Origin of the sequence: Enterobacter cloacae complex sp. (genome assembly GCF_900322725.1) — a bacterium.
GTDB classification, from domain to species: domain Bacteria; phylum Pseudomonadota; class Gammaproteobacteria; order Enterobacterales; family Enterobacteriaceae; genus Enterobacter; species Enterobacter quasihormaechei.
Genome location: NZ_LT991959.1, coordinates 1 through 23,496, shown reverse-complemented (window position 1 = coordinate 23,496; position 23,496 = coordinate 1). Strand labels below are relative to the sequence as shown.

Genomic DNA, 23,496 nt, shown 5'->3' with positions numbered 1-23,496 from the left:
ATATGCGCCCGATCATTCATTCACAGTAATCCCATAATGAATGTTCAGGCGCACTGGATGTATTCGCTCCGGAGTGTCAATCAGGATTGCGTAACGTTAATGCTTTTGAGTAAGGAGATATTGCCCTGCTGAATAAACGAGAAATCGACATGGTTGCCGGTTTTCAGGGCATTGATAGCGTCGTCTGCATTAACAAAAGTGAAGCGCATGGTCATTGCAGGCCAGCCCACCGCCGGGATTGCTTCGTGCGAAATGGTGATCTTTTTACTATTCATATCAATTTCTTTAACGATACCGGTGCCCTTGATAACCTGCTGTACCGAAGCATCACTGGCAGCATTCATATCGCCATGCTGATGTGTTTCAGCATGAAGACCGGCAGAAAACATGACAGAGAAGGCACCAAATAAAACGGCTTTAAGTGAATTACGCATTTTTAATTTCCTGATTAATTGAATAAATTTACTCTACCCAACCGCCACCCAGCGCGGTAAACAGATTAATTTCGTTAACCTGTCGGGAATAGGTAAGATCGAGAATGGTTTGCTGCGTCGCGAAGAGGGAACGTTCTGCATCCAGCACTTCGATGTAACTGACAGCACCACTTGCATACAATCCTCTGGCACGCTGTAGAGTTATCTGTAGTGAATCAAGATAACGCTGCTGTGACTCAAGTTGCTGGCTAAGGCTGTCGCGCAGCGCAAGCGTGTCGGAAACATCCTTAAAGGCTGACTGAATTTTTTGTTCGTAATTAACCACCGACTGTTGCTGGCGAATTTCAGCCAGCTTCAGATTGGCTTTGTTCCTGCCAGCATTAAATATAGGAATTTCAATTTTAGGAATAAAATTCCACATTCCACTTCCTGACGTAAAGAGGCTGGACAGCTCCGTACTGCTTGAGGAGAGACCACTGGTCAGGGTAATGGACGGGAAAAAAGCCGCTCGCGCTGCGCCAATATTGGCATCAGCCGCTTTCAACTGGTATTCCGCTTCCATAATATCCGGACGCTGCAGCAATATTTGTGACGACAGATTTGGTGGCAATTTTACTGGTGCGATCTCCCCACCTTTCATCCCTTTTTCTGACGGAACTGCGCGGTACGTTCCAAGCACCAGTTGCAGGGCATTGTTTGCCTGAGCCAGATCGCCTTCTCGTTTGGCTATTTCGGCGCGGGTACTTTCGATTTGCCCCCTGGCTTGTTCAAGCGCCAGAACGTTCGTACTCCCGGTCACCAGTTGTTGCTCAACGAATGCATAAGACTGTTCATAATTTTTCAGCGTTTCCCGCGCAATACGGAGTTGTTCGTACGCCAGTTGCTGGCTGAAATAGCTCTGTGAAACGTTGGAGACCAGCAGGATGTGTACGGCACGACGGGCTTCTTCGCTGGCAAAGTAGTTCTGGCGATCAGCCTCACTCATGTTCTTCAGTTTGCCAAAAAAATCGAGCTCATAGCTGAGCTCCAGACCCGCGTCGTACTCCTGCGTGGTCGGCTTGTCACCTTTCAGACCACCGCTGTATGTAATCCCGGATGAGGCATTCAGTTGGGGATAACGATCTGCATCCGTGACGTTGAACTGGGCCCGGGCCTCTTCAACCTTCAGGGCAGCCATTCTCAAATCACGGTTATTATTCAGGGCTTCACCGATCAGCCTGCTGACCTGGGGATCGACAAAAAAGTTTCGCCAGCCCGTATCCTGATAGCTGTTTACCGCAGGCGTCAGACTGTTTTTAGACAATGAAAACTGCTGGGGAACCGGAGCTGGCGGACGCTGATATTCAGGTGCCAGAGAAACACAACCTGCCAGGATGAATATGGTACTGATGCTAAGTAATTTTAATTTGAACATAACGCTTCTCGTACAGGCAGACCTGGTAAATGGTTCAATCGAAGTCCAGAGTATTGATAGGGATACTTTACCGAACGCTCTCTGTTTGCCGGGTGACAGGATAATGACAATGTTGTCATTTTTGCTGTAATCCGTTGATAACGATCGTGGGCGCAATAGAATGACATTAGCAGCCAGCCGGGGAGCAAGATGAAAATATTGATCGTCGAAGACGAAATTAAAACAGGTGAATATCTCAGCAAAGGGCTTACAGAAGCAGGGTTCGTAGTGGATCACGCTGATAATGGTCTTACCGGATATCATCTCGCCATGACCGCCGAGTATGATTTAGTCATTCTGGATATCATGCTACCTGATGTGAACGGCTGGGATATCATCCGTATGCTGCGCACTGCCGGAAAGGGTATGCCGGTCTTACTGCTGACGGCCCTGGGCACGATCGAACACAGGGTCAAAGGACTGGAGCTGGGTGCGGACGATTATCTGGTTAAACCCTTTGCGTTTGCCGAACTGCTCGCCCGGGTGAGAACTCTTCTGAGGCGGGGAAACACGATGATCACGGAAAGCCAGTTTAAGGTGGCTGACCTCTCTATTGATCTCGTATCCAGAAAAGTCAGCCGCGCCGGGAACCGCATTGTGCTCACCAGTAAAGAGTTCAGCCTGCTGGAATTCTTCATTCGCCATCAGGGAGAAGTTCTTCCCCGCTCCCTGATTGCCTCTCAGGTCTGGGACATGAATTTTGACAGCGACACTAACGCGATTGATGTCGCAGTAAAGCGACTCCGCGCTAAAATAGACAACGATTACGAGACAAAACTGATCCAGACAGTGCGGGGCGTGGGCTACATGCTGGAGATCCCGGATGCATAGCAAACCGTCCAGACGACCTTTCTCACTCGCTCTGCGGCTGACCTTTTTTATCAGCCTGTCCACAATACTGGCGTTTATCGCCTTCACCTGGTTTATGCTGCATTCTGTTGATAAGCATTTTGCCGAGCAGGATGTCAGCGATCTGCACCAAATCAGCACCACACTAAACCGTATCCTGCAGTCTCCGGTTGATCCGGATGAAAAGAAAATAAGCAAAATAAAGGAATCGATCGCCAGCTACCGTAACGTTGCTCTTTTGCTACTTAATCCCCGGGGAGAGGTGCTGTACAGCTCTGTGCAGGGGGCTGCTTTACGCTCTGCTGTGAATTCAGCCGATTTTAGCGAGCATAGCCGTGCACGTGATGTCTTTCTCTGGACGGTGGAGGATCCTGCGAGACCGATGGATACCGGGTCCGGAATGAAGATGGAAACATACAGAATTATCGCTTCCTCTGGTCAGGCGATATTTCAGGGCAAACAGCAGAACTATGTCATGCTGACTGGCCTCTCCATTAATTTCCATCTCCATTACCTCGATGCGCTGAAAAAAAATCTGATTGCGATCGCTGTCGTGATAAGTCTGCTAATTGTTCTGATCATTCGCATTGCTGTCCGTCAGGGGCACCTGCCACTTCGTAATGTCAGCAATGCTATTAAAAACATCACCTCCGAGAATCTTGATGCGCGACTGGAACCGACACGCGTTCCCATTGAGCTGGAGCAACTGGTTATCTCGTTCAATCATATGATTGGAAAGATTGAGGATGTCTTTACCCGCCAGGCCAATTTCTCTGCCGATATCGCGCATGAGATCAGAACGCCCATCACCAATCTGGTGACGCAGACTGAAATCGCACTGAGTCAGGATCGAACACAGAGGGAACTTGAGGATGTCCTCTATTCCAGTCTTGAAGAGTATAACCGGATGACCAAAATGGTCAGCGATATGCTGTTCCTGGCACAGGCAGATAATAATCAGCTGATACCTGACAGGGTCATGTTTGACCTCAGAGCGGAAGTCATGAAAGTCTTCGAGTTTTTCGAAGCCTGGGCCGAAGAACGCAATATCACGCTCAAATTTAACGGGATGCCCTGCCTGGTTGAGGGAGATCCACAAATGTTCAGAAGGGCGATCAATAATCTGTTATCCAATGCCCTGCGTTATACCCCGGAGGGACAGGCAATCACCGTCTCAATAAGAGAGCAGGAGAGCTTTTTTGACCTTGTGATTGAAAATCCGGGGAAACCAATCCCTGAAGAGCATTTATCAAGGCTGTTTGACCGTTTTTATCGGGTAGATCCGTCCAGACAACGAAAAGGAGAAGGCAGCGGCATCGGCCTTGCGATTGTGAAGTCCATCGTGGAAGCACATCACGGAAGAGTGCAGGTGGAATCGGACGTACGTTCAACTCGTTTTATCCTATCCGTGCCCAGACTGGAGAAAATGATTCCGGAAACCCAGTACTGAGAATAAAGATTTAAATGACAAAGATGTCATTAGCCTGTCATGCAGCAAACAGAAGCCATTCGATATAATTAGTGCAACTTATCAGGAAGGCATTATTACTTCATCCATACACGGCATCAGCACAAGCCAGGAGTTGTATTAAAGCCTCATCCCGGCGGAATAAGGTCTGTAGAGTTGTCAGTTGTACTACTGAGGACACAGATCGAAATTCACGGACATCACTAATTCAGAAATGGAGAGTTACCATGAAAAATATCGTCTTAGCATCAGTGTTAGGTTTGAGCTTAATTTCTACGGCCTGGGCCACTGAAACTGTAAATATCCATGAGCGTGTCAATAATGCTCAGGCTCCGGCCCATCAGATGCAGTCTTCTTCAACTCCAGCCGCCATCCAGGGGGCAGCTCCACGGATGGCCGGTATGGATCAGCATGAACAGGCTATTATTGTTCATGAAACCATGAACAATGGTTCAGCAGATGCACATAAAAAAATGGCGGAAAGTCATCAGAAGATGATGGGAACTGGCACCGTTAACGCTTCCCGTCCGGCGACTTCGTTTGCGGCGATGAATGAACATGAAAGAGCAGCTGTTGCCCATGAATTTACGAATAACGGTCAGTCCGGCCCCCATCAGGCTATGGCTGATGCACACCGCCGCATGATCAATGCGGGCTGATGACAACTGAAGTTTCCGTGCGGTTACCCTTTCCTTGATAGATTGTCCCTTATACGGATATGTTGTTATTTTTTGCCCCCTTCAGGGGGCTTTTTTGTCTGACTCAGCTAAACTTATCCGGTAACCATCTGAAAGGGTTTATTATATGAAAATCACAAATTCGCTTTTTGTTATACTGATGTTATCCCTGCCAGCGATTTCCGCAGAACATTCAGAAATGAAAATGTCAGATATATCCTCATCGGCATCGTCACAGGAATATATGTCCGGCATGAAAGGTATGCATGACAAAATGATGGCCGCTGTAAAAGATTCCGATCCCGACAAGGCTTTTGCGAAAGGCATGGTAGCACACCATGAAGGGGCAATAGCAATGGTTGAGACCGAGCTAAAATACGGAAAAGATCCGGAAATGAGAAAGCTCGCGCAGGACATCATTAAAGCTCAAAAAGGTGAAATTGAGCAGATGAATAAATGGCTTGGTAATCAAAAATAATGATTGCGGAAATAATATATTGCGCGTACAGTCAGAGTGTTCCCGGGCACGGGAACCTGTTAATCGTTAATTAATCAAAACCCGATTCATTTCGGGTTTTTCCTTTAAAAACCCCCAACGCATGCACTGCACCGAGTGAAATTCACCTGAGCCAATTCTGCTTGCTTATTATTTCGATGGGAATTGCTTATTTTAATTAAGTCTATGTTTTAAAAGCGTTTCTCATGCCTTGGTTTGGCAGGGGTTCGTCCTGTTCTCTGGTCATGCGCAATGGCAATTCGCAGTCAGGGCTCAAGACTACTTTTACCTCTTTTTTAACAGAAAGTTTCTGGATCCGATACTTGCCGGAAACATCATCTGCTGTTCATCCCGACCAATAAAACGAAGGTATCACTCTCGTTTGAATCTCACTTACTTTCCATTTTGTAATAAAGAATCAAGTTTTCCAGTGATATATCAATACCAACTTTTTTTAATAACCTTTTTCGCGCAGTGTATATTTCTTTCAGCATATCTTCATAACCCTGACCAAGGTGAATTTGTTTATGGCAATTGCAACACAGAGATATGATATTTTCTTCAACATCAAGATATGTGTCAAAAGCATCTTGCCTGGACATAGGTACAATGTGATGAGGTTCTGTGTAATTTAAGGATGAATTTCGCCTTCTGAATGTTGGGTGGTCACTATCGACTTCACATCTGTAACCTGCTTTATTCAGCGCATTTTGGGATACGCCTTTACTCCTGGGATACGAGAGGCCATTTTTTACTTCTATTGCATTTTTCTTTGGTTTGGCTTCCCCTGTATATTCAAACGTCTGAACGTTGTCAAAGATATTACTTTTCTCTATGGCATTGATCAACTCATCGTCAGAGTAATACTCACTGCTGGCCATTTCTGTTGTACCAAAAAAATCCAGTTCGTTAATTGCCTGAACAAGTTCCTCACGAATTGTCCATAAGTTTCTTTTGGGTTTTCCGCCGATTTCTTTACTCTTCATTACGGTAATGAATTTTGTACCGGATGCGATATTTCCGACACCTTTAACCTCGAATCTACCAAGTTCTTTTTGAACTCTGCCACCCAGTCCGTTTATGACTCCATTAGCACTCATGCTGTGCAGGTCGTACTTCTTACCAATATCGAAGCATGTGCAGGAATGATTTGGCTCAATAAACCATTTTTTTAACGCTGCAATACTTTTTGTGTCAAAAACTTTATCATTTGTTAATAAAGTTTTCCATTCTTCCACACTGATATCAATGTCACAGACATACTCTCCATCAATCACTTCGCATATTTTTTTAATCACATTCATTCCCCTGTTATACAGATAGTCATAATGAAAATATAAAGCTTGCTAACCGGTATGGTTGCGTAAGGACCGTAGTCTCTCAGAGACCGTGCTTTCTTTTTTTTCAGGCCTGGACACTAAAGGGTCTGTTGCACCCCGAAAAAATTTGTTGCGGGGATTGCTCATTGAGATGAGCCTCTGCTCGATCATACCAGATCAGCAGGCTGCCCCCAATGCTATGGCTTCTTAGTTTGGCCATTATCCGGCCTTCCTCACGACCAATAAAATAGAGACATTACCCGTGACGCTGCCACCGTCTCAGCCCGGAACGATCAGTGAGCGCTTCTGATGACCTTCGGTTTTTTTAACGAAGCGGGTGGGATACGGTTTGTTGCTGAAATCTTAATAATAACCAACAACTGATGCTAATTTCGCACTTTTAACATATATGAATATAAATGTTATGAATAATTGCATTTACAGGAAATATCATGCGTTTTGTCATCCGGGATCCGAAAACCTTCAAACCCGGAAGGACTCCGGGTTTGTAGGGGAAAGAGAACGCAGCGATCAGAGAAGGGAAAAGGAGTTGTCAGTGCCGATGGTGAGTATCGTTTGCTCCTCCTTCACAAGCCGTATGAATTCATTTTTTCCGAGGACGTTGATTAATCTGTTAATGTCTTCATTATCATCGTTTGAAACCTCAATTTGTTCCTTGATTTTTTCCGGGGCAATATAGCTGTTCAGCCCGTCCACAGAGCACAGGGCATAGAATCGCAGATTGGCAGAATGATTCAGGAAATTGTCTTTTCGTTCAGTGCTCATCCAGCCAACCATCTCAATGATGTCGTCATAATGTTTCCTCAACAAGCTGCAGCTTGCCTGTGTTCCGTATACCGGTTTGGAGTAGTCTGTCTTACCGGTGGCCGGATTTTTTTGATGAAATTTCCATACGGCCTCATGATGTGACAGACGGTTTCTCAGTTCTTTTATCTGAAAGAAGGCAGCGCAGATATCACGTCGTGAATACCCTGCGGGGGCATTCGGAAATACCTGCGAGGTCAGAGTCGGCCAGAGCAACCGGTCCCCGTGGGGATCTTCATATGGGTCCGTCAAAAGGGTGGTCCAGAATCCAAACGTCAGTCCGGCTATGATCCGGTCAGGTGTAGGTTTTTTTCCTTCCTTACTTATCTGGCTTTTGGCCTGGTCTACTAAATTTTCTTCAATCAGTGTTCTTGCCAGGAGTCTGTTCCCCCACTTATCCAGTAAATAGCCTGCCGCATCCTGACGATCTTTAGGATTTCGTGCTCGCTTGTAGCGTTCGGAAGGCTTGACTCGGTTATCGCCCATGTATTTCGGTAGGCTGGTCACCCAGTTAGTGTTGGTATCCCAGAGGCCTTTGGCCCCAGCAGGTGGAAAAGACTGTATGGCTGTGTTGATGGCATTGCGAAGAGTGACTTCAAGACACTGCATAGCAGGAAGCAATGCGCCAGCCAGTGCTTTGTTCCAGTGATATGCTGCCATAACCTGAGCGGGTTTAACCTTAAGGTGCTTTCTGTAGATATCCAGCCTTGCTGTGGTGATGTAATGTTGTGCCGTCATGAATCAGGTCCTGAAAATGTTTGACATACGTGGCGTGTATCTGGCTTAATAGTTCCATCAAGGCGGAGTCGCCTCCTCAGGAGGTCTCTCGCGGAAAAAGTAGTTCGGAAAAGCCACCCTCGCGGTGGCTTTTCTCGTTCCAGAACGTCAGAAAACCGGCCGTTCCGTGGGCGGCAGGCGCAGCGCTTGCCGTATCTGATCGACCATGTCCAGAAAATCCCCTTCTTTCTGCAGGAAGAACAGTTCTTTATGCACCTTGATTAATGTCGGCAAATCACGACGCGCGGCCTCGATGAAGAGGGCAAACGCCAGTGAGGTGCCATGCGGGATATGCGTGATGTCAGGCAGCTGCGCGGCGCGCAGTTCAAGCAGGGGAACGCCGTTACGCATGATCTGCTGCAGATCTTCTTCTTTATAAATGCCCAGCAAGCGACACCAGGTCCGGTTCTCGGCCAGCGTCTGGGCACTGTCATACCAGTAATCGGCGAGGCCTGCGTTCATCATTGTGGCCACGTCTTTGTCCATCAGCGCCACCAGGCCATTCCCGCGCATAAAGTTACCGATCAGATCTCCGAAGGATGCTGAAAGGAATTCTTTAACAAAATCGCTTTTTGACTTGCCGGCCGCCTTCGCCTGTTCCGTGATCTCAATATCCACATCAAGAGGCATGTTCCGCACGGTCAGTGTGCGGGTGAATCCTTTTTCAGTATTTTCGTTCTGTTCAGCCATGTGTGTCTCCAGAGGGGAAGGATTTACCAAAATCGACAGTAATCACCACAGATTTATTCTGTTGCATTTAAACTATTCCATATAATTGCAGATATCAACAATGTTTGCAGTTTTAGTGTTGTGGTGCTGTTGGTGGCATATTTTAATCAGGTGTAAACGGCGTTGCTTTCCGTCGACGCTGAGATCCGAAAAAAGCTAGTTCCGGATCTTCTTCCTTCCCACCGGCGCGCAGCGGCCGCCATAGGCCATATTCTGTGGTCAGTGTCGATTTTCTCCTGGGTTACACACCATACGTTGTGTCTTACCTTTCCCCTTCCTCTCCGGTGCTGCACACCGGAAAACGCCGCGTTGTTTATTTCATGTGCATGGTCTACTTCCGGAAACCGTGAAATAGCCGAAAAGTCGGATCACCATGAAACAGCCATCCGATAATTTAATTGCGTGGTTATATGGTTACTGATTATCAGCCGGATAATGATAACAGTATTGGAAAATCATCCGGGTGACAGACGCGGGGTTGTGCGCAGTGGATTGTGCTGCGCGTTATAATTACTTTTAAAAATTATAAGTTTGACAAGGAAAAGTTGCGTTATGAGGACGTGATCGATGGACTCATCGATGAGGGCAAAAAAGTGACCTCTTGATTGCAGATGCTGATTACAGATGGTGACAATAATCTTCAGCAATTATTCCTTCTCAGCGAAAATGGTCATATGGTTGCCTGGAAGCTCAGGCTTCCACAGGCTGTTACGGATGGACCATACTGCACAGGCCGGTCGCGCCGTCACGCAATTCTGGTTTTAAGGAAATATGGGCATCGACCTGACTCAAAGGGATGAGGCCGTGGCGAGATTGTGTCTCTTCAGTTAACCGGTGACGGGATTTTTCAATAAAGGAACAAACATGGCTGACTGGTTTATTGCGACCGATGGCGTGAAGGTGGTGAAGGACAGCGCCAGCTTTGGCACTAATAATTTTCCAGTTCCGGTGTATTTTGTTGTAAGAACACTGAGTCGTTAGCAACATCCGCTTCTGGCACAAAGAGGACTATGATCAGTCTCTTTACAACTAGTTTTCTGACTTTCTTCGTGGCTTGCCCTAAGTATGTTGTAGTGCGATAATTGTAATGACATCTGTAATTACAAGAGGAATAAGAAATGGGTAGCATTAACTTGCGTATTGACGATGAACTTAAAGCTCGTTCCTACGCTGCGCTTGAAAAAATGGGTGTTACTCCCTCTGAAGCGCTTCGTCTCATGCTTGAATATATCGCAGACAATGAACGCTTGCCGTTCAAACAGACACTCCTTAGTGATGAAGATGCTGAACTCGTGGAGATAGTTAAAGAACGTCTTCGCAATCCTAAGCCAGTACGTGTAACACTGGATGAGCTCTGATGACGTATTTTCTGGATTTTGACGAGCGAGCTCTCAAGGAATGGCGAAAGCTGGGCTCAACGGTGCGAGAACAGTTGAAAAAGAAGCTAGCTGAAGTACTTGAGTCACCTCGTATAGAAGCGAACAAGCTTCGTGGTATGCCTGACTGTTACAAGATCAAGCTCCGGTCTTCAGGCTATCGTCTTGTATATCAAGTCATAGACGAGAAGGTAATCGTCTTCGTGATTTCTGTTGGTAAAAGAGAGCGCTCGGAAGTTTATAGCGAAGCGGTCAAACGCATTCTTTAAAACAAAGCAGGACATCTTTTGTATCGCAGTAAAGGTGCCACTTCTACTTTACGCTGACATCCGGAATCTAGAGCATAAAATGGACAGCATTGTGACTAAGAACTACCTCAATCTGATTGCTAAACTCACGTGCGTGACTCTGTCATCATTCTCTCGGCCATCAATCATCAGCTAAATTCAGGCTGCGGGACTAGAGCAAATTAAGACGATCGCGTGCCGTTCGCAGGCGTGCTTCCCCGCGGCGATCGTACTGCTGGGTGGTGGTGACGCTGGCGTGACCCATCGCATCCTTTACTGTTATTAAATCCTCACCATTATCCAGCATGGCCGTGGCAAAGGTTCGACGCAGGTCATGTGGGGCACATTTCTCTATACCGGCCTGGCGCTGGCGCACCTGCAGAATATGATAAACCGCCTGGTCAGTCAGTCGGTCATTCGTCAGGGCGTCAAAGCGCCGGATGCGGGTAAACAGCGGACCCGGATGCTCGCCCCGGACCTGGTCAATCCATAACAACAGACGTTGCCAGGTCCCAGCCGGCATATAGGACAGCCTTTCCTTATTGCCTTTCCCTAACACCCGTAGCGCCCGCTCTTCTGTAACCACGTCATGCAAATCCAGTCCCACGGCCTCCGACCGACGCAGGCCACAGCCGAGAAGGACGGCAAGCATCGCCGCATCGCGGACTCCGAGACTGGATTTATCAGTCTCGCAGGCTTCAAACAGGGCCCGGATTTCTTCCGGTGGCAGGGCCCGACCTCGGGGTAGTCTGCTGCCGCGCAGGTTGCGCATCGCCCGGATGTGCTGGAAGCTTTCGACGTCCATCAGCCTGAGCATCCAGGCTTCCTTCGCCACCCCCTTCAGTGCCGAGAGATAGGTGTTGACCGTCGCCGTGGCCCGGCCGGTGTCACGCAGCAGCTCGGTCACGGCCATCACGTGATGGCGACGCAGGCTGCCCCAGCTACAGGTATCCACAGAGGCGGCTCCGAGCATGTCGGCAACGATGCCGAGAAATGAAGCCATGGTCTGCCGGCTGCGGGGAGAATTCAGCGAGAGCAGGTAGGCCCGAGCGGGACTGACCGGCGCATCACTGGCGGACAGCGCAGGCAGGAAATCCTCACCGGGCGGAATGCGCGCCGGTGACAGGATCAGCTCCGGCTCATCATCAGGCAGCAATGTCATCAGGGGCTCCGGCCAGGCCGGAAACCGTCCGGCGCGCTGTGTGAAAAATCGGGGTAAACGGTACTGTCAGAGCGTACCGCAGGTAGTCTACTTTTTCAAACGTACATTTTAATAAGTAGAAATTTAACATTATTAAACGTACCAACTTAAGGGATTTTGTTAAGTTGGTACTGTTTTAAGTATCAAGAAATATATTGGTCATTAAAAAGCATGGACTGGTATTTGGCCTCTAAGGTAAGGGCTGTATGGGTTAGCGGGGTGAAGCATTCTTTTATAGCAGAGAATAGCTGTGGACGTTTGTCTCGTTCAACGCTCCTTAGGGCATCAATGATAAATGTTAATAGGTACTCTTCATCTTGAAAGTCAGATGAGATACTGCACATTGATTCTTTATAAAGATCATAGGTTGAAGAATTATTTACCAATGATTCATGTGCGTTTTGTATATCAACTGCAACGGTATTATATGTGCATTGTTGTATAAACCAAAGCGTTAAGAAACGCTCTGTGGTAGTAAAAGGATGTACCTCAATAAAGGTACGTAATAGCATTAGTAGTACATTAGAAGTTGGTAACGTTCGCGCAAATGAAGACGCGTTGAACAACATGCGAAGAAGTAAAGATGCTGCTTCATGTGTTGGGCGTAATGATAAAAAAATACTTGAGAATATTTTAATGAAATCGGTTCCTAAGATATTATCACCTTTGCTTAGATTAAAGAAATGTTGATATACTTCAGATAATAACTGAGTGCTCATATTGGGTTGATATATACCGAGAGAACAAAACTTGGCAACAAGATGGCATACATCAGCATGATTCAACTTCCCTCTGTCCATAAGAAAAAGTAAAATATTAATACTATTAACCGGTGTTTTATTATTTGTCGAGGAAAGAATAAAGCTTTGCATGTAGAAATCATCAGAAATGAAAAAGTCATTACTTACATTAACGGATAAGGTATAAGATTCAATTATATTATCTTTGTTATCATCTATTATTTTCAGTTTATCCCGGTGGCTATTTATAGCTGACAGGATTTTCATGGCTATACGAGATTTATCATGATGTATGAAACTTTGCGCGTACATACTGATATTATTAAAAACTGAACTCAAAATTGAAAACTTATCAACTAAACTTAAAAAATCAGTTAGAACGTCTAATTCAGATAATATTAATAGAGTTGTTTCCTCCAAAATACACGACGACCTTTCATCAAAGTATTTATTAAAAAGATCCTGAGGGCAAAAACTAGAATGGCGTATTTTAAACTCGATGTTTTCATCTGGTTCTGATTGAGATAACAGCCAAGATGTAAATATATCACGCGTTTCTGAAAGAAAGTATCCCAGCAAAGCAAAAGGCACTTTCAGTGATCCGTTACGGATTTCCTGCTTGTTTTTATTCCATATTTCAATCTGTTCAGGAGTAACTCCAGTCAATTTATTGAGCGATTCAACAAACTCTTCTGCTGGACCTTCAGGATTCACTATAGCTCTTCTTAAACGAGTGGAATCTGGAAATTTCTCAGTATAGGTTAATAACCGTTTTCGCCACTCCGAAAACTCAACCTCATCATCATTTTTTTCAGATGTTAAGACTAGCATGAGAAAGTTTCCTTCTTCGTCAGGATCATCTTGGTTAACATGGCGTGCAATCTGTCTTAGTACTGGTAGTCGTTTATCCTTATAAATGTCATCCTTACTATAAAGATGAAATAACTGAACTAAAAATTGAACTTTTATATTAGATTCCGTGGTTTTGGATATTAATTCAATAACTATCTTTTCAACTTCATTTGTCATGCCAAATTTATTACATAACTGAATGTAAAACTTGAGAGTTTCATCGGATAATTGTGAACTATCCAAAGCAAGACGAATACTATCGATGGCCAAGCCAGACTCGCCGTTATAATGAAGAGCTAAAGCTTTGAGAAAATGCCAATTTGGATCAATCTGTTCCTTCTGGACAGATGTGTCAATAAGTTCAAGAGCTTTGCTGTAAAAACCCTTAGCTATCATTGCATTAGCGTATTGAAAATTATCTTTTTCACTTAAACCATGATATTCTAAAATCTTTGATGCAACATCGATTATTTTCTCTGCTTCATCCAAATCTTTCATCTGAAGATGATTCATCAACTGCTCAGCAAGATAAAGGGGTCTGCCCAAGCTAATGTATTTTGCATATAGTGCATTTAAACTTGTTCTAATGTCATTTTTATTTTGTTCTATTTCGTCTAAAAAATCAGAGAATGCAATTACAATGTCTGCATCTGGGAATAACTTTACTTGGGACATATAGTGTTCAGAAAGAGAAATTTCAAACAATTCTCTCGCAACTTTTGAAGCTATGCAAAAAAGTGTTGTCTTATTTATCAAAGCTGAATTCAAAATATCCTTATCCATTGCTTTGAAAACGGATAATGCTTTGGAAAGTTTATTGGTATTATAATAAGATAAAAACAGTAACACTTGATCGTCCAAATCAAGTTCACACTTTTTATTTTCCAATAATAAAATTACTTTTTGGTAATTTTGTAGATTGAACAACAGACGGGTATAAATATAGACAACTTCAGCATGTTGAGGTCTTTCTCTTAGGATATTGTCAAAATGTCTAAAGAGCTCTGACATATTATTAAAAAAACTAAAAGCTAAAGGACTAATATCTAGTAATAAAGTAAAATCTTGTGGGTAGCCAAGCTCTTCTGTTAAAATCCATGCTGATTTATAATGTTCATAGGATTGCATTAGGTGTGTTAAATTTGCGTTCGGAAGACCGTGGATAGGTATAACTGTATCATATTCAATGTTTTCATTGTTTGCTTTAAAATATGCTCTTCGACCAGCAATGAAATGGATAGCGAGCTTTTCTCGTGTGGTTTTTAACGAATCTATATCAATTGAGTCAATGAGTTTATCCAAACCATCGGTGTCATCGATTATAGTGTATACCACTAATTTAGCTGCAATATATTCTGGGTGCTTTTCGTTTATTAATTCTATTGCATCCTGTGCACAGCCGAGAAGCGCCATACATTTTACCTTGATAAATAAAATTCTCTTATCGCTATCATCGTAGTTTTTTAATTTTTCCAAGATTATTGGTGCTTGACTGTAAAAATCATATCTTAGGTCTGATTCCAATTCACCTATTAAATATCTTACCTTATCTGATGCTTTAGACGCAGCCCTGTATAATTCTCGAGATTCATTGATATTATCTAAAAGTACCATTAAGTTTGCTTTCTGATACCATAACTCTGCTACCTCGTGCGGATTCATTTTATCAATTTTCTTCTCAAGATTTGAGATTACATCGCTAGCAGGTTTGAGTTTATTAATCTTAATGTGATTTTCTATGATTTTAAGTTCTGTTGGGTAGTAGCCCTCAGGATTTTCTATCCAAGGTTCATCGCCGTTATGCTCAATAGCTTTCAAATAAAACGGTTTATCAGTTATACTATTTGCAATGTTACTAATTGTACTGACCACATCATCTGTATATGGCTTAATTTCACGACTTAAGTCTGTTAAAGCCATTCTTTCTTCGAACCTAATTCTATGAAATTGATATATATCCAACTTAGTAGTTATCAACTGATTCGTTGGTATTCGCAATGTAATTGAATCTTGTGTCTGCAACTTTAGGTTGTGCTCATTGAACCATACATCATCAAGCCATAAGTAATATATGGGGCATTCATGAAGCTGATCGATATTATCTTTTAAATTAACAATTGCGACCATAACCAAGGAATCTTGGGAATGATAATAATTTAAAGTAGAGCATTTAAATGCATAGCTAAGGGTTCCATCAAGATTTAATGATGGCTCTGTCGTTCCTTTTAGCTGTAGGTAGAAATTATATTCAACTTGGTCTAACGAATTTTTTAGTTGTATTTGATAATCAATTCCATAATCCGAATCGCCAGACATCGCCGTCTCTATCCATGCGCGTGGCATTTTAGTTACTAGGGCTCTTTGTGCCAATCGACCAATTTCTTGGCTATAGCTATCATTTGGAAGTTGAGACATTCGTAATCCTCATAACGCTTACTTTTAGTTAGTAACTAATCATACATACTGCGGCCATTATGAATGGAGTACGTACAGTGATTAAGTTCTAGTTACGCGATTTATCTATTATATGTATTTTATTTGATTTTTTATATTTTAGACTTATGTCAAGTATGTGAAACGCTACAGGTTTAACAGACACCTCGGAGTCATTTAAGATGACTTAAAGAGAGGTGCCCATGAGCGGTAAGCGTTATCCTGAAGAGTTTAAAATTGAAGCAGTCAAACAGGTTGTTGATCGTGGTCATTCTGTTTCCAGCGTTGCAACACGTCTCGATGTCACCTCCCACAGCCTTTACGCCTGGATAAAAAAGTACGGTCCGGATTCTTCCACTCATAATGAACAGTCAGATGCTCAGGCAGAGATCCGCCGCCTCCAAAATGAGCTGAAGCGGGTTACCGACGAACGGGACATATTAAAAAAAGCCGCGGCGTACTTCGCAAAGCTGTCCGACTGAGGTACGCCTTTATCCGCGACAACTGCTGTTGCTGGTCTGTTCGTTTGCTCTGTCGGGTGCTGGATGTTTATCCCAGTGGCTTTTACGGCTGGCTTCAGCAGCCATATTCACAGCGTCACCAGGCAGACCAGATGTTGACCGGGCAGATCAAACAGTTCTGGCTTGAGTCTGGCTGCGTCTATGGCAATCGCAAGATCCATCTCGATCTGCGTGATACCGGGCAGCAGTGCGGAGTGAAACGAGTCTGGGGACTGATGAAGTGTGCCGGAATAAAAGCTCAGGTTGGGTACCATGACCCACGGGCACGTAAAGGCGAAGCCAGCATCGTTGCACCCAACAGGCTCCAGCGGCAGTTCAATCCGGACTCGCCGGATGTTAGTTGGGTGACGGATATAACCCACATCTGAACCCACGAAGGCTGGCTGTATCTGGCCGTGGTGGTTGACCTGTTCTCCCGAAAAATTATCGGCTGGTCAATGCAACCCCGCATGACAAAAGAGATTGTCCTGAACGCATTACTTATGGCGGTGTGGAGGCGTAATCCTCAAAAGCAGGTACTGGTTCACTCTGATCAGGGCAGTCAGTACACGAGCCATGAGAGGCAGTCGTTCCTGAAATCATACGGTCTGGAAGGCAGCATGAGTCGTCGCGGTAACTGCCACGACAACGCGGTTGCGAAAAGCTTTTTCCAGCTACTGAAACGCGAACGGATTAAGAAAAGGATCTACGGAACGAGAGACGAAGCCAGAAGCGATATTTTTGATTATATTGAAATGTTTTATAACAGTAAGCGTTGGCATGGTTCGAGCGAGCAGATGCCACCGGCTGAATATGAAAACCTATATTATCAACGGCTCAGAAGTGTCTAGATTATCCGTGGCGATTCAGTAGTCCTACTACCAGCACTTTCGAGTTTAGCTGAGAAGACCGCGAATCCGATCAGCATGATAAGACCGCATTTCGGCGTTTTTTTGTTTGGAGGGCGCTAATCTCTTAATCCAGTTCCCAGACTCGTATCTTTTCCAGTGTCTATATCGTGCTTACAAAGACGTTCAGGCATAATCCTGCGCACATAGATTTTAAAGCGCCCTATGAGGCTTTTTCTGCAATGAGCCGCATACAGGATGGTTGAAGGATGCTATGGACACCCTCAGGTTAAGGCAGTTGGATCGCGCCTATAGTGACGAAAGGGATCAAATGCTGAAGACCAGCCAACAACATAAGACCTGCAATCAGCGTTTTTTCGCCTATATTTAGAGCATAGGTCTTGACAAAGGCTTAAATTGTAAAGAAAAAAAACTACAGATTGTAGTAACTGATTATGTTAATATTGCTTTCTAATAGAATTGAACGGTGGTGTTCTTCATTTTGAAGTAACCACGTTTTCTGAAACCCGCTAAACGTAGGAGGCAACCATGAACAACGCAGTTGAATCTGTGCTCAATCGTTATTGGGATCGCCTGCTGCCAGTAGATCCCCAGAAAATCGCTGAAGCATGGGGTGCCCGTGTAGAAGCAATTGAGGACTCTGAGTTCGATAACTCCGGGTTCAGTGGTATTGCTGTGCTTAAAAATGAAGTACCGCGTATCTACTTTAACCCTAAAGACCATCCTAATCGTCAGCGCTTCACCATCGCGCATGAGTTAGCCCACCATATTCTTGGCCATACCCAAGACGGTGAAAAGCATCGCGACATCGTTGAGAACTACTCAAGCGGTACAATGGATATTCGTGAAATCCATGCCAACAAGTTTGCTGCTCAATTGTTGATGCCGGAACAGGCGATACGGTTCTACATTACGCGTAAAGGCGTAACCACAGCTCTTGGTCTGGCTAAAATTTTCAACGTCTCTGAAGCTGCTATGCAATGGAGACTGAGAGAGATTGGACTAACTCACTAATCTTTTCCCACTTTAATGATTTAGTGTTATAAATCACCATCATAAACTTATAAATGATGGTGATTTTTTTATGCCTGGTCCAACCGATCCCTTTGATTACTCAGCGCCAGGGGCGCAGGAGCCGCAACCATCTCCAACAAAACCAGCAGATAAAGAAGAAGAGAAAGCAGTTGTTCCGACTTCCCCCTCCCCACCTTCAGATGAATATCTGCGGCAAGAGGAAAGGAATGATTTAGAACGTCGAGTAATGCGTTACTGCTTGTTTGCAGTCATGATGTTCTTTGCCGTTTTCTTCTTATGTTGTGGGCTTTTCTTTGCCTTGAAAGTTGGAGATGGGCTACTGCTTGCCAAGCAAAATATTGTTACCGCGCTCACTTCAACTTCACCTGATGTTTCGCATTGCGTCATCCCAGTAAAATGTGTCCCAGGGCCTTCAAGAGGAATAACTGAGGCTGTCGCCAACCTCAATGCTGATTGGCTTTCCGCTAGCTCCCTGATAATGCTAGTGGCGTTCATTTTGGGTGTAGGCTTAACGCTCATACTCACTTTGCTGAAATCAGCATTCCGCCATCCAACTGATAACACATCTAAAGATGAGTCAAACCAGACCTCTTTAGAATTGGCTACTCCCCTGAGCGAATTAATTTCGGGTATAGCGTCATATCTTAAAGATAAGTTTTCTAAATAAAATACAAACTCCCCCGCTTCGGCGGGGTTTCATGAGGTGTGTTAATGGCCGAATCTAACTTAGTGCAACTAGTTCAAGAGATTAAAAACAAAAGTACTGATATAAAACAAACACATGATATATTTAAATTTCATAGTGCACAAATCACTTTTGAGTTATTAAATCAAAATCATTGGTGCCATTATGCATTTCAAGATTCTTTAGATAAACTTATTTCGATGATTGAAATGAATTTCAATTCTATCGAAACATTTGGTTTGGTATCAACTACAAGATATCTTTTTGAGTTAAACATCAGATTGACTCTTATTGAGCAAGATCCACGTTATGGCTTGGCATACTATGGGCAGCTACTAAGAGACCAAGTTTCATATTGGAAAAGTCTTAAAGAACAATTGGATAGAGAAGTTGAATTTCTAAAGGCATTGGATTTAGAGGAAAAAGTGTTACATGATGCCAAACTGCTTGAGTTATTAAAAGTTGAAGAACCAAAGTTACAAGAAGCAATGGCAGCAAAATTAACCACTGATACTTTCAATATTATTGATAGTAAAGCTGCACGTAAATTTTCTATACATGCAGAACAAGCACGTACAAATGGTTATGCTTTTCAGTCGTTTTTAATTCAAAAGAATCAACTCCCAGAAGTTACATCCTCATTGGCAGAAGTTGAACGTGAATATGACAGCTACAAGAGTGCAGTTCAGCAAGACATATTGAAAATTATTAAAAATTGGAACTGGAAACAAAAAGCCATAGAAACAAATCACTTTTTTGAATATGATTACATTTATAGCTTTACCAGCAGAATGCTACATGCAACACCTGCAAACATAACAACAAATTATAAGTTTTTAAGTCGTGATGAAATACTCATATTTTTGAAATATATCAATGTAAAACTTACTGACATTGTTGAGTTAAGCAATAAATTTATAACGAACCCTATGAAGTTATAGCTGCGTCTCTTAAATCCCAGCCGGTGCAAGGTTTGAATTTTTGGTAACATAGCCTTGCTACCAGCACTTACGAGTTTAGCTGTGAAAACGCGAATTTGATCCGCTTTTCGGTGGGTATCTTACCTTTAATAGGATCCATGATACCGCAATTCGCCTCATCGGCAGCTCGTCCCCGTGTAGCCATCTACCGTTAACCATTGGCTGCTAAGCTTTGCATTGCCGATGGACAACAAATACTGGGTATATGAGCCTCCCATTTCTGCGTATAGCCTGAAGTTTGCAACAGCTCCATTGCGTAACTCTACGGATCTCTAAATCATCAATTCGACGGATATCGCTTATTAGTAGTCGTATAACTTAAGTTAATCGCTCTCGTTTCAGCCATGTTTAAATTGGCACGCTTAGGTATGTTCTGCGCATTGTTCAACTTTCAGATAATTCAAAACGTTATCCACATATACAGTGACTAGATCCAATAATATGATAATGTCACTTTCGAAATGAGAAAAAGTTTTATATAAGAGGTGCCTGATGGGCATAGAAAGATACAGACGCTCGCTACAGATATCAGTGAGGCAGATTATAACTGGCGAGAAATTTATTTCTCTTCAAACTGATTTATAAGTTTCTGTGTTATGTGGATAAGATATTTATCTTATTTTAACTTATTTGGAAATTACTTTTATAAGTCTTATTACCTTAGCTAGCATCTGGACAGGTTAACCAGTGTGTCTTGCTGCCGAAGAGATTAAATGCATCGTGTAAGAAAGGCCGATGGCGCGACCTTAGTTGTTTTTTATAATTAGATAATAAGCAACTATGTCTACACTTAAAATTTAACTGCATAAAACAAAAAATCATTCCAGGAGAGATCCTGCGCAGCCAGCAGAACTAGACAAAATTACCTGACTATTCAGGCTGTTATGCTTCTGATACTACGCAGCATTTTGTCCCACTGTAATCATTATCTCCGGTGGCGATGAAGATGTGATTCTCATTATCAATGGCATACGAACCGGGCAGTTCATGTTTTGGATTACGAAGTTTATCTTTCCAGCCATAAGCTTCATTATTCTACACCATAACAACTCCGCTGACGTGTTCAGAAGTTCTTCTAACCATTTTATGGCAGCACTTAATATCTTCGACATTTTGGCCATCTCATTCGCTCACTCGCCAGAGTGTAAACATCACTACGTTCACGTTTACCCTCAGCAACTACAGCGGTAATTAACTGATTAACAATCACCTGATAGACCGGACGAAAACCGGACGCACGTAGTTTTATTTTTTATCAGTCTTTTATCCCGCGCAGTTTTGCTGAAGGAATATGAGGATTATCACAGCATTTCTTTATTTTTTTGCAAACTGCTGTTGAATAGCTTTATCCAGTTTATGCCACTCTTTTAGCGCATCATCCCTGAATTTGACAGTGTAAGTCATAGATAACTATCCAGGTTTACATCATGCAACTGCTGGTTGCTGCGTTCGGCTACCAGTTTCACCAGTTCCTGATCGTCCAGCGCATCAAGCATTTTTTCGTACAGTTCTGCCGTAACACAATAAAAGTAGACTGATTGCGGTTCAGGATGGCGACTGGATAGTCATCACCGGCGCTGAGTGTCGCCATTGGTTTTTTTTGAGTTCACTGACACTGGCGCTTGTGTCGCTGAGAATGATATTTGGCATAGGCCACCTTTTAAGACTGTTTAATCAGTCTTAAAAATAATTCCAATAAGACCTGCTAACAAGTCTTTTTCGATTTTGGTGCATATGGGAAGAATAATCTTTATGTCCAGAAGGCAAGCGAGGTACGCACAAGAGGAAGGGATACCATTCACAATGGAATCTACCTCGTTGTGACGGGCCGAAGCTCTTCCAGGAGACCGTCAGGCAACATAAGCTATGTCAGGCAGACATAAAGATGGACGATGACCACACATCTCCGCCAGCACGAAGCGCAGTGGGTTGTCAGCGATTGAACATGCATAACTGGCTGAAGCAGGCTGTTTAGCGAGCCAAGGCTGATGGAGTACATACCTCATTTCTGGTGACTCTCCATATTTTCCGGCACATCTATATCATGCACATACACTACCACCGCCAGCCGAGGTGGTCATTCAGGCCTTTGCTGGCCACAAGGATCCACGTTTGATTGAAGTTTATAGCCAGTGTTTGCATCGGATATGGGGCAACGCTGGCTGTACCGTTCACCGTGGACGGGCATGATGCAGCGCAATTCCTCCGGTCAATTACCCCACTAAAGTGACAAACTACTCACCATAGTTTATATAAGCTGTGGTGAGTAATACTTACTGAAATAAAATGCAGTGAGTAACATAAGCTGTAGTGAGAAGTTGGCGAATTACGTGAGTCAGTTAAGACTGGAGCGAAGAGCTACGGTAGCAGAAACCTGTTCTCAAGGAGCAGTTCATCAGCGAAGAACACGTTTTTCAGCATGGGTCGTTCTCACTACTAACTATATAAGCTGTAGTGAGTAAATCACTCGTCAGAGACATAAATATAAGCTGTAGTAAGTAAACTGTGGTGCATTTCTTACTACAGCTTATATTCAGCGAGTTTTGAAGAGTTTTTCCAGGTCATCAAGAGTGATGCCCAGCTTCGCGAGTAGGGCCAGTTTCTCAGCCATCTCTGGACTGACATCACCAGGTGTGGCAGGCAGCTTCGGGTTCTCTGCGCTTGCATCATGAGGTGGCTGTAATTTGGGCCTGCGATAGTGAATGCAGAAGAGTTTTGTACGTCCCCGCTGGATCTCAGTGTAATCCAGATAGCCAATCTCCCGGAGCTGCTCCATAGCACGCCTTACCGTCTGGTTCTGCGAGAATATAGGGGACTTCAGGTTCAGTCGTGCCCGAAGACGTGCAAGAGATATTGGCGCAGGATCCCGTGGCAGGCTCTCTATAAAAGTATATAAAGCCTGCGCGGACTCCCTGCGCTTCAGAGCATTGATGGCTTTCAGCTGCAAAAGTACTTTACGGTCGAACTGATAAAGCTCAAACAGGCGTGGGTCAGCCTGCAACTGGACGATATCTTTCTCAGTATCGTAGTAAGCAGACTGCACCAGATGTGTGATGTACTCTTTGGTGTGCTTTTCATTAGTGCGTGAAAACGAGATAACGGTACCCGCAATTCGTTTAAGCGAAGGGCTGATACGCTCCCGGAGCCTGCGTGAAGACTGACTTGAAGGGATCCCGCATAGTTTTGCGAACTCGACAAACGGCAGTTCAACTTTATCACCGATAACTTTATGACGGGCAAAGGAATGAATCACCCCTACCCAAGTCTTAAAGTCATTATCCATGTCCAGGCGGGGACCAGTGATCTCCACCTTATCAAATCCTTCAGCTCTGGCGAGAGACAGGCGCGTTAGTTCTTCCGTAGCATCAGTACGGGAAAGTGTGTTTTTTTTGCTGTTTTTCAGCGATTTAAGCGTAGGAACAAACACTCCAAGCCTCATCAATGCCACAGGTTGCACTGTATTACTGGCATTAGGCGTCAGGGTTACGACTTCACCGGAGGATTTATCCAC

The 23,496-nt window shown here is 44.0% G+C and carries 17 protein-coding genes and 4 pseudogenes; 11 read left to right on the top strand and 10 right to left on the bottom strand.

Translation table 11 applies throughout. The features are described 5' to 3' along the window. Nucleotides 1–80: 80 nt before the first annotated feature. Together cusF and silC are read right to left on the bottom strand one after the other, a co-directional pair. Nucleotides 81–434, bottom strand: a complete 354-nt coding sequence (gene cusF, locus DBR02_RS25360; RefSeq protein WP_004098961.1) for a cation efflux system protein CusF — start codon at nt 432–434, stop codon at nt 81–83. Between the two features lie 28 nt (nt 435–462). Beyond that, on the bottom strand, nt 463–1,848 hold the full coding sequence (silC, locus tag DBR02_RS25355; RefSeq protein ID WP_000475515.1) for a Cu(+)/Ag(+) efflux RND transporter outer membrane channel SilC: 1,386 nt from the start codon (nt 1,846–1,848) through the stop codon (nt 463–465). Nucleotides 1,849–2,037: 189 nt separating this feature from the next. On the opposite strand from silC, the gene silR reads away from it, so the two are divergent. The 4 genes from silR (at nt 2,038) to copM (ending at nt 5,359) form a co-directional block, all read left to right on the top strand. Continuing rightward, nucleotides 2,038–2,718 (top strand): copper/silver response regulator transcription factor SilR, encoded by a 681-nt coding sequence (gene silR / locus DBR02_RS25350; protein WP_004118020.1) that lies wholly within the window; start codon nt 2,038–2,040, stop codon nt 2,716–2,718. Then, nucleotides 2,711–4,186, top strand: coding sequence for a copper/silver sensor histidine kinase SilS (gene silS / locus DBR02_RS25345; protein WP_070596105.1), 1,476 nt, complete (start codon nt 2,711–2,713; stop codon nt 4,184–4,186). Before silR ends, silS begins: the two co-directional genes overlap by 8 nt. 245 nt (nt 4,187–4,431) lie before the next feature. Beyond that, on the top strand, nt 4,432–4,863 hold the full coding sequence (gene silE, locus DBR02_RS25340) for a silver-binding protein SilE (protein WP_007374411.1): 432 nt from the start codon (nt 4,432–4,434) through the stop codon (nt 4,861–4,863). Between the two features lie 145 nt (nt 4,864–5,008). After that, nucleotides 5,009–5,359, top strand: a complete 351-nt coding sequence (copM, locus tag DBR02_RS25335) for a CopM family metallochaperone (protein ID WP_107535702.1) — start codon at nt 5,009–5,011, stop codon at nt 5,357–5,359. A 407-nt stretch (nt 5,360–5,766) separates the two neighbouring features. Here the strand turns inward: copM and DBR02_RS25330 are convergent, their stop codons facing one another. From DBR02_RS25330 to DBR02_RS25320, 3 genes are all read right to left on the bottom strand, one after another. Then, the gene (locus tag DBR02_RS25330; RefSeq protein ID WP_107535757.1) at nt 5,767–6,675 is read right to left on the bottom strand and encodes an HNH endonuclease; all 909 of its coding nucleotides are present in this window, start codon (nt 6,673–6,675) and stop codon (nt 5,767–5,769) included. Between the two features lie 552 nt (nt 6,676–7,227). After that, entirely contained in the window at nt 7,228–8,259 is a 1,032-nt protein-coding gene (locus tag DBR02_RS25325; protein WP_004118274.1) for an Abi family protein, read from the bottom strand. 147 nt (nt 8,260–8,406) lie between these two features. After that, complete coding sequence (locus tag DBR02_RS25320; protein WP_004118277.1) at nt 8,407–8,988, bottom strand: hypothetical protein; 582 nt, start codon at nt 8,986–8,988, stop codon at nt 8,407–8,409. A 1,157-nt stretch (nt 8,989–10,145) separates the two neighbouring features. Here DBR02_RS25320 and relB point away from each other — a divergent pair. Further along, the gene (relB, locus tag DBR02_RS25310; protein ID WP_000534858.1) at nt 10,146–10,385 is read left to right on the top strand and encodes a type II toxin-antitoxin system antitoxin RelB; all 240 of its coding nucleotides are present in this window, start codon (nt 10,146–10,148) and stop codon (nt 10,383–10,385) included. Continuing rightward, nucleotides 10,385–10,672: a type II toxin-antitoxin system mRNA interferase RelE gene (gene relE, locus DBR02_RS25305; RefSeq protein ID WP_107535700.1), complete on the top strand. Its 288-nt coding sequence runs from the start codon at nt 10,385–10,387 to the stop codon at nt 10,670–10,672. The genes relB and relE overlap by 1 nt, the downstream gene beginning before the upstream one ends. A 190-nt stretch (nt 10,673–10,862) precedes the next feature. Here the strand turns inward: relE and DBR02_RS25300 are convergent, their stop codons facing one another. Together DBR02_RS25300 and DBR02_RS25295 are read right to left on the bottom strand one after the other, a co-directional pair. Beyond that, nucleotides 10,863–11,852, bottom strand: coding sequence for a tyrosine-type recombinase/integrase (locus DBR02_RS25300; protein ID WP_107535699.1), 990 nt, complete (start codon nt 11,850–11,852; stop codon nt 10,863–10,865). Nucleotides 11,853–12,034: 182 nt separating this feature from the next. Next, nucleotides 12,035–15,898, bottom strand: coding sequence for a DUF4365 domain-containing protein (locus DBR02_RS25295; protein ID WP_107535698.1), 3,864 nt, complete (start codon nt 15,896–15,898; stop codon nt 12,035–12,037). 221 nt (nt 15,899–16,119) lie between these two features. Between DBR02_RS25295 and DBR02_RS25290 the strand changes: the two are divergent. The 4 genes and pseudogenes from DBR02_RS25290 to DBR02_RS25270 all read left to right on the top strand — a co-directional run bounded on the left by DBR02_RS25290 (nt 16,120) and on the right by DBR02_RS25270 (nt 19,946). Continuing rightward, nucleotides 16,120–17,267 (top strand): annotated as a pseudogene (locus tag DBR02_RS25290) (IS3 family transposase). Between the two features lie 546 nt (nt 17,268–17,813). Further along, complete coding sequence (locus DBR02_RS25285) at nt 17,814–18,299, top strand: ImmA/IrrE family metallo-endopeptidase (RefSeq protein ID WP_107535697.1); 486 nt, start codon at nt 17,814–17,816, stop codon at nt 18,297–18,299. Between the two features lie 70 nt (nt 18,300–18,369). Then, nucleotides 18,370–18,987, top strand: a complete 618-nt coding sequence (locus DBR02_RS26845) for a hypothetical protein (RefSeq protein ID WP_233157832.1) — start codon at nt 18,370–18,372, stop codon at nt 18,985–18,987. A 44-nt stretch (nt 18,988–19,031) separates the two neighbouring features. Next, a complete protein-coding gene (locus tag DBR02_RS25270) occupies nt 19,032–19,946 on the top strand; it encodes a hypothetical protein (RefSeq protein ID WP_107535695.1) in 915 nt (304 codons plus the stop codon). A 1,135-nt stretch (nt 19,947–21,081) separates the two neighbouring features. Here the strand turns inward: DBR02_RS25270 and DBR02_RS25260 are convergent. Next, a pseudogene (locus DBR02_RS25260) lies at nt 21,082–21,389 on the bottom strand (type II toxin-antitoxin system RelE family toxin). Next, a pseudogene (locus DBR02_RS25255) lies at nt 21,386–21,635 on the bottom strand (type II toxin-antitoxin system Phd/YefM family antitoxin). The pseudogenes DBR02_RS25260 and DBR02_RS25255 overlap by 4 nt, the downstream one beginning before the upstream one ends. A 236-nt stretch (nt 21,636–21,871) precedes the next feature. Here DBR02_RS25255 and DBR02_RS27065 point away from each other — a divergent pair. After that, a pseudogene (locus DBR02_RS27065) lies at nt 21,872–22,215 on the top strand (tyrosine-type recombinase/integrase); the annotation flags it as partial. 303 nt (nt 22,216–22,518) lie between these two features. Here the strand turns inward: DBR02_RS27065 and DBR02_RS25245 are convergent. Next, on the bottom strand, nt 22,519–23,496 hold a 978-nt coding region (locus tag DBR02_RS25245; RefSeq protein WP_254058673.1), incomplete at its 5' end, for a RepB family plasmid replication initiator protein.

Coding starts and splice junctions, on each gene's coding strand:
- silS (WP_070596105.1), top strand. CDS start 2,711: ATGCATAGCAAACCGTCCAGACGACCTTTCTCACTCGCTCTGCGGCTG.
- DBR02_RS25300 (WP_107535699.1), bottom strand. CDS start 11,852: ATGACATTGCTGCCTGATGATGAGCCGGAGCTGATCCTGTCACCGGCG.
- DBR02_RS25325 (WP_004118274.1), bottom strand. CDS start 8,259: ATGACGGCACAACATTACATCACCACAGCAAGGCTGGATATCTACAGA.
- DBR02_RS25270 (WP_107535695.1), top strand. CDS start 19,032: ATGGCCGAATCTAACTTAGTGCAACTAGTTCAAGAGATTAAAAACAAA.
- silE (WP_007374411.1), top strand. CDS start 4,432: ATGAAAAATATCGTCTTAGCATCAGTGTTAGGTTTGAGCTTAATTTCT.
- relE (WP_107535700.1), top strand. CDS start 10,385: ATGACGTATTTTCTGGATTTTGACGAGCGAGCTCTCAAGGAATGGCGA.
- DBR02_RS25295 (WP_107535698.1), bottom strand. CDS start 15,898: ATGTCTCAACTTCCAAATGATAGCTATAGCCAAGAAATTGGTCGATTG.
- silR (WP_004118020.1), top strand. CDS start 2,038: ATGAAAATATTGATCGTCGAAGACGAAATTAAAACAGGTGAATATCTC.
- cusF (WP_004098961.1), bottom strand. CDS start 434: ATGCGTAATTCACTTAAAGCCGTTTTATTTGGTGCCTTCTCTGTCATG.
- silC (WP_000475515.1), bottom strand. CDS start 1,848: ATGTTCAAATTAAAATTACTTAGCATCAGTACCATATTCATCCTGGCA.
- relB (WP_000534858.1), top strand. CDS start 10,146: ATGGGTAGCATTAACTTGCGTATTGACGATGAACTTAAAGCTCGTTCC.
- copM (WP_107535702.1), top strand. CDS start 5,009: ATGAAAATCACAAATTCGCTTTTTGTTATACTGATGTTATCCCTGCCA.
- DBR02_RS25320 (WP_004118277.1), bottom strand. CDS start 8,988: ATGGCTGAACAGAACGAAAATACTGAAAAAGGATTCACCCGCACACTG.
- DBR02_RS25285 (WP_107535697.1), top strand. CDS start 17,814: ATGAACAACGCAGTTGAATCTGTGCTCAATCGTTATTGGGATCGCCTG.
- DBR02_RS26845 (WP_233157832.1), top strand. CDS start 18,370: ATGCCTGGTCCAACCGATCCCTTTGATTACTCAGCGCCAGGGGCGCAG.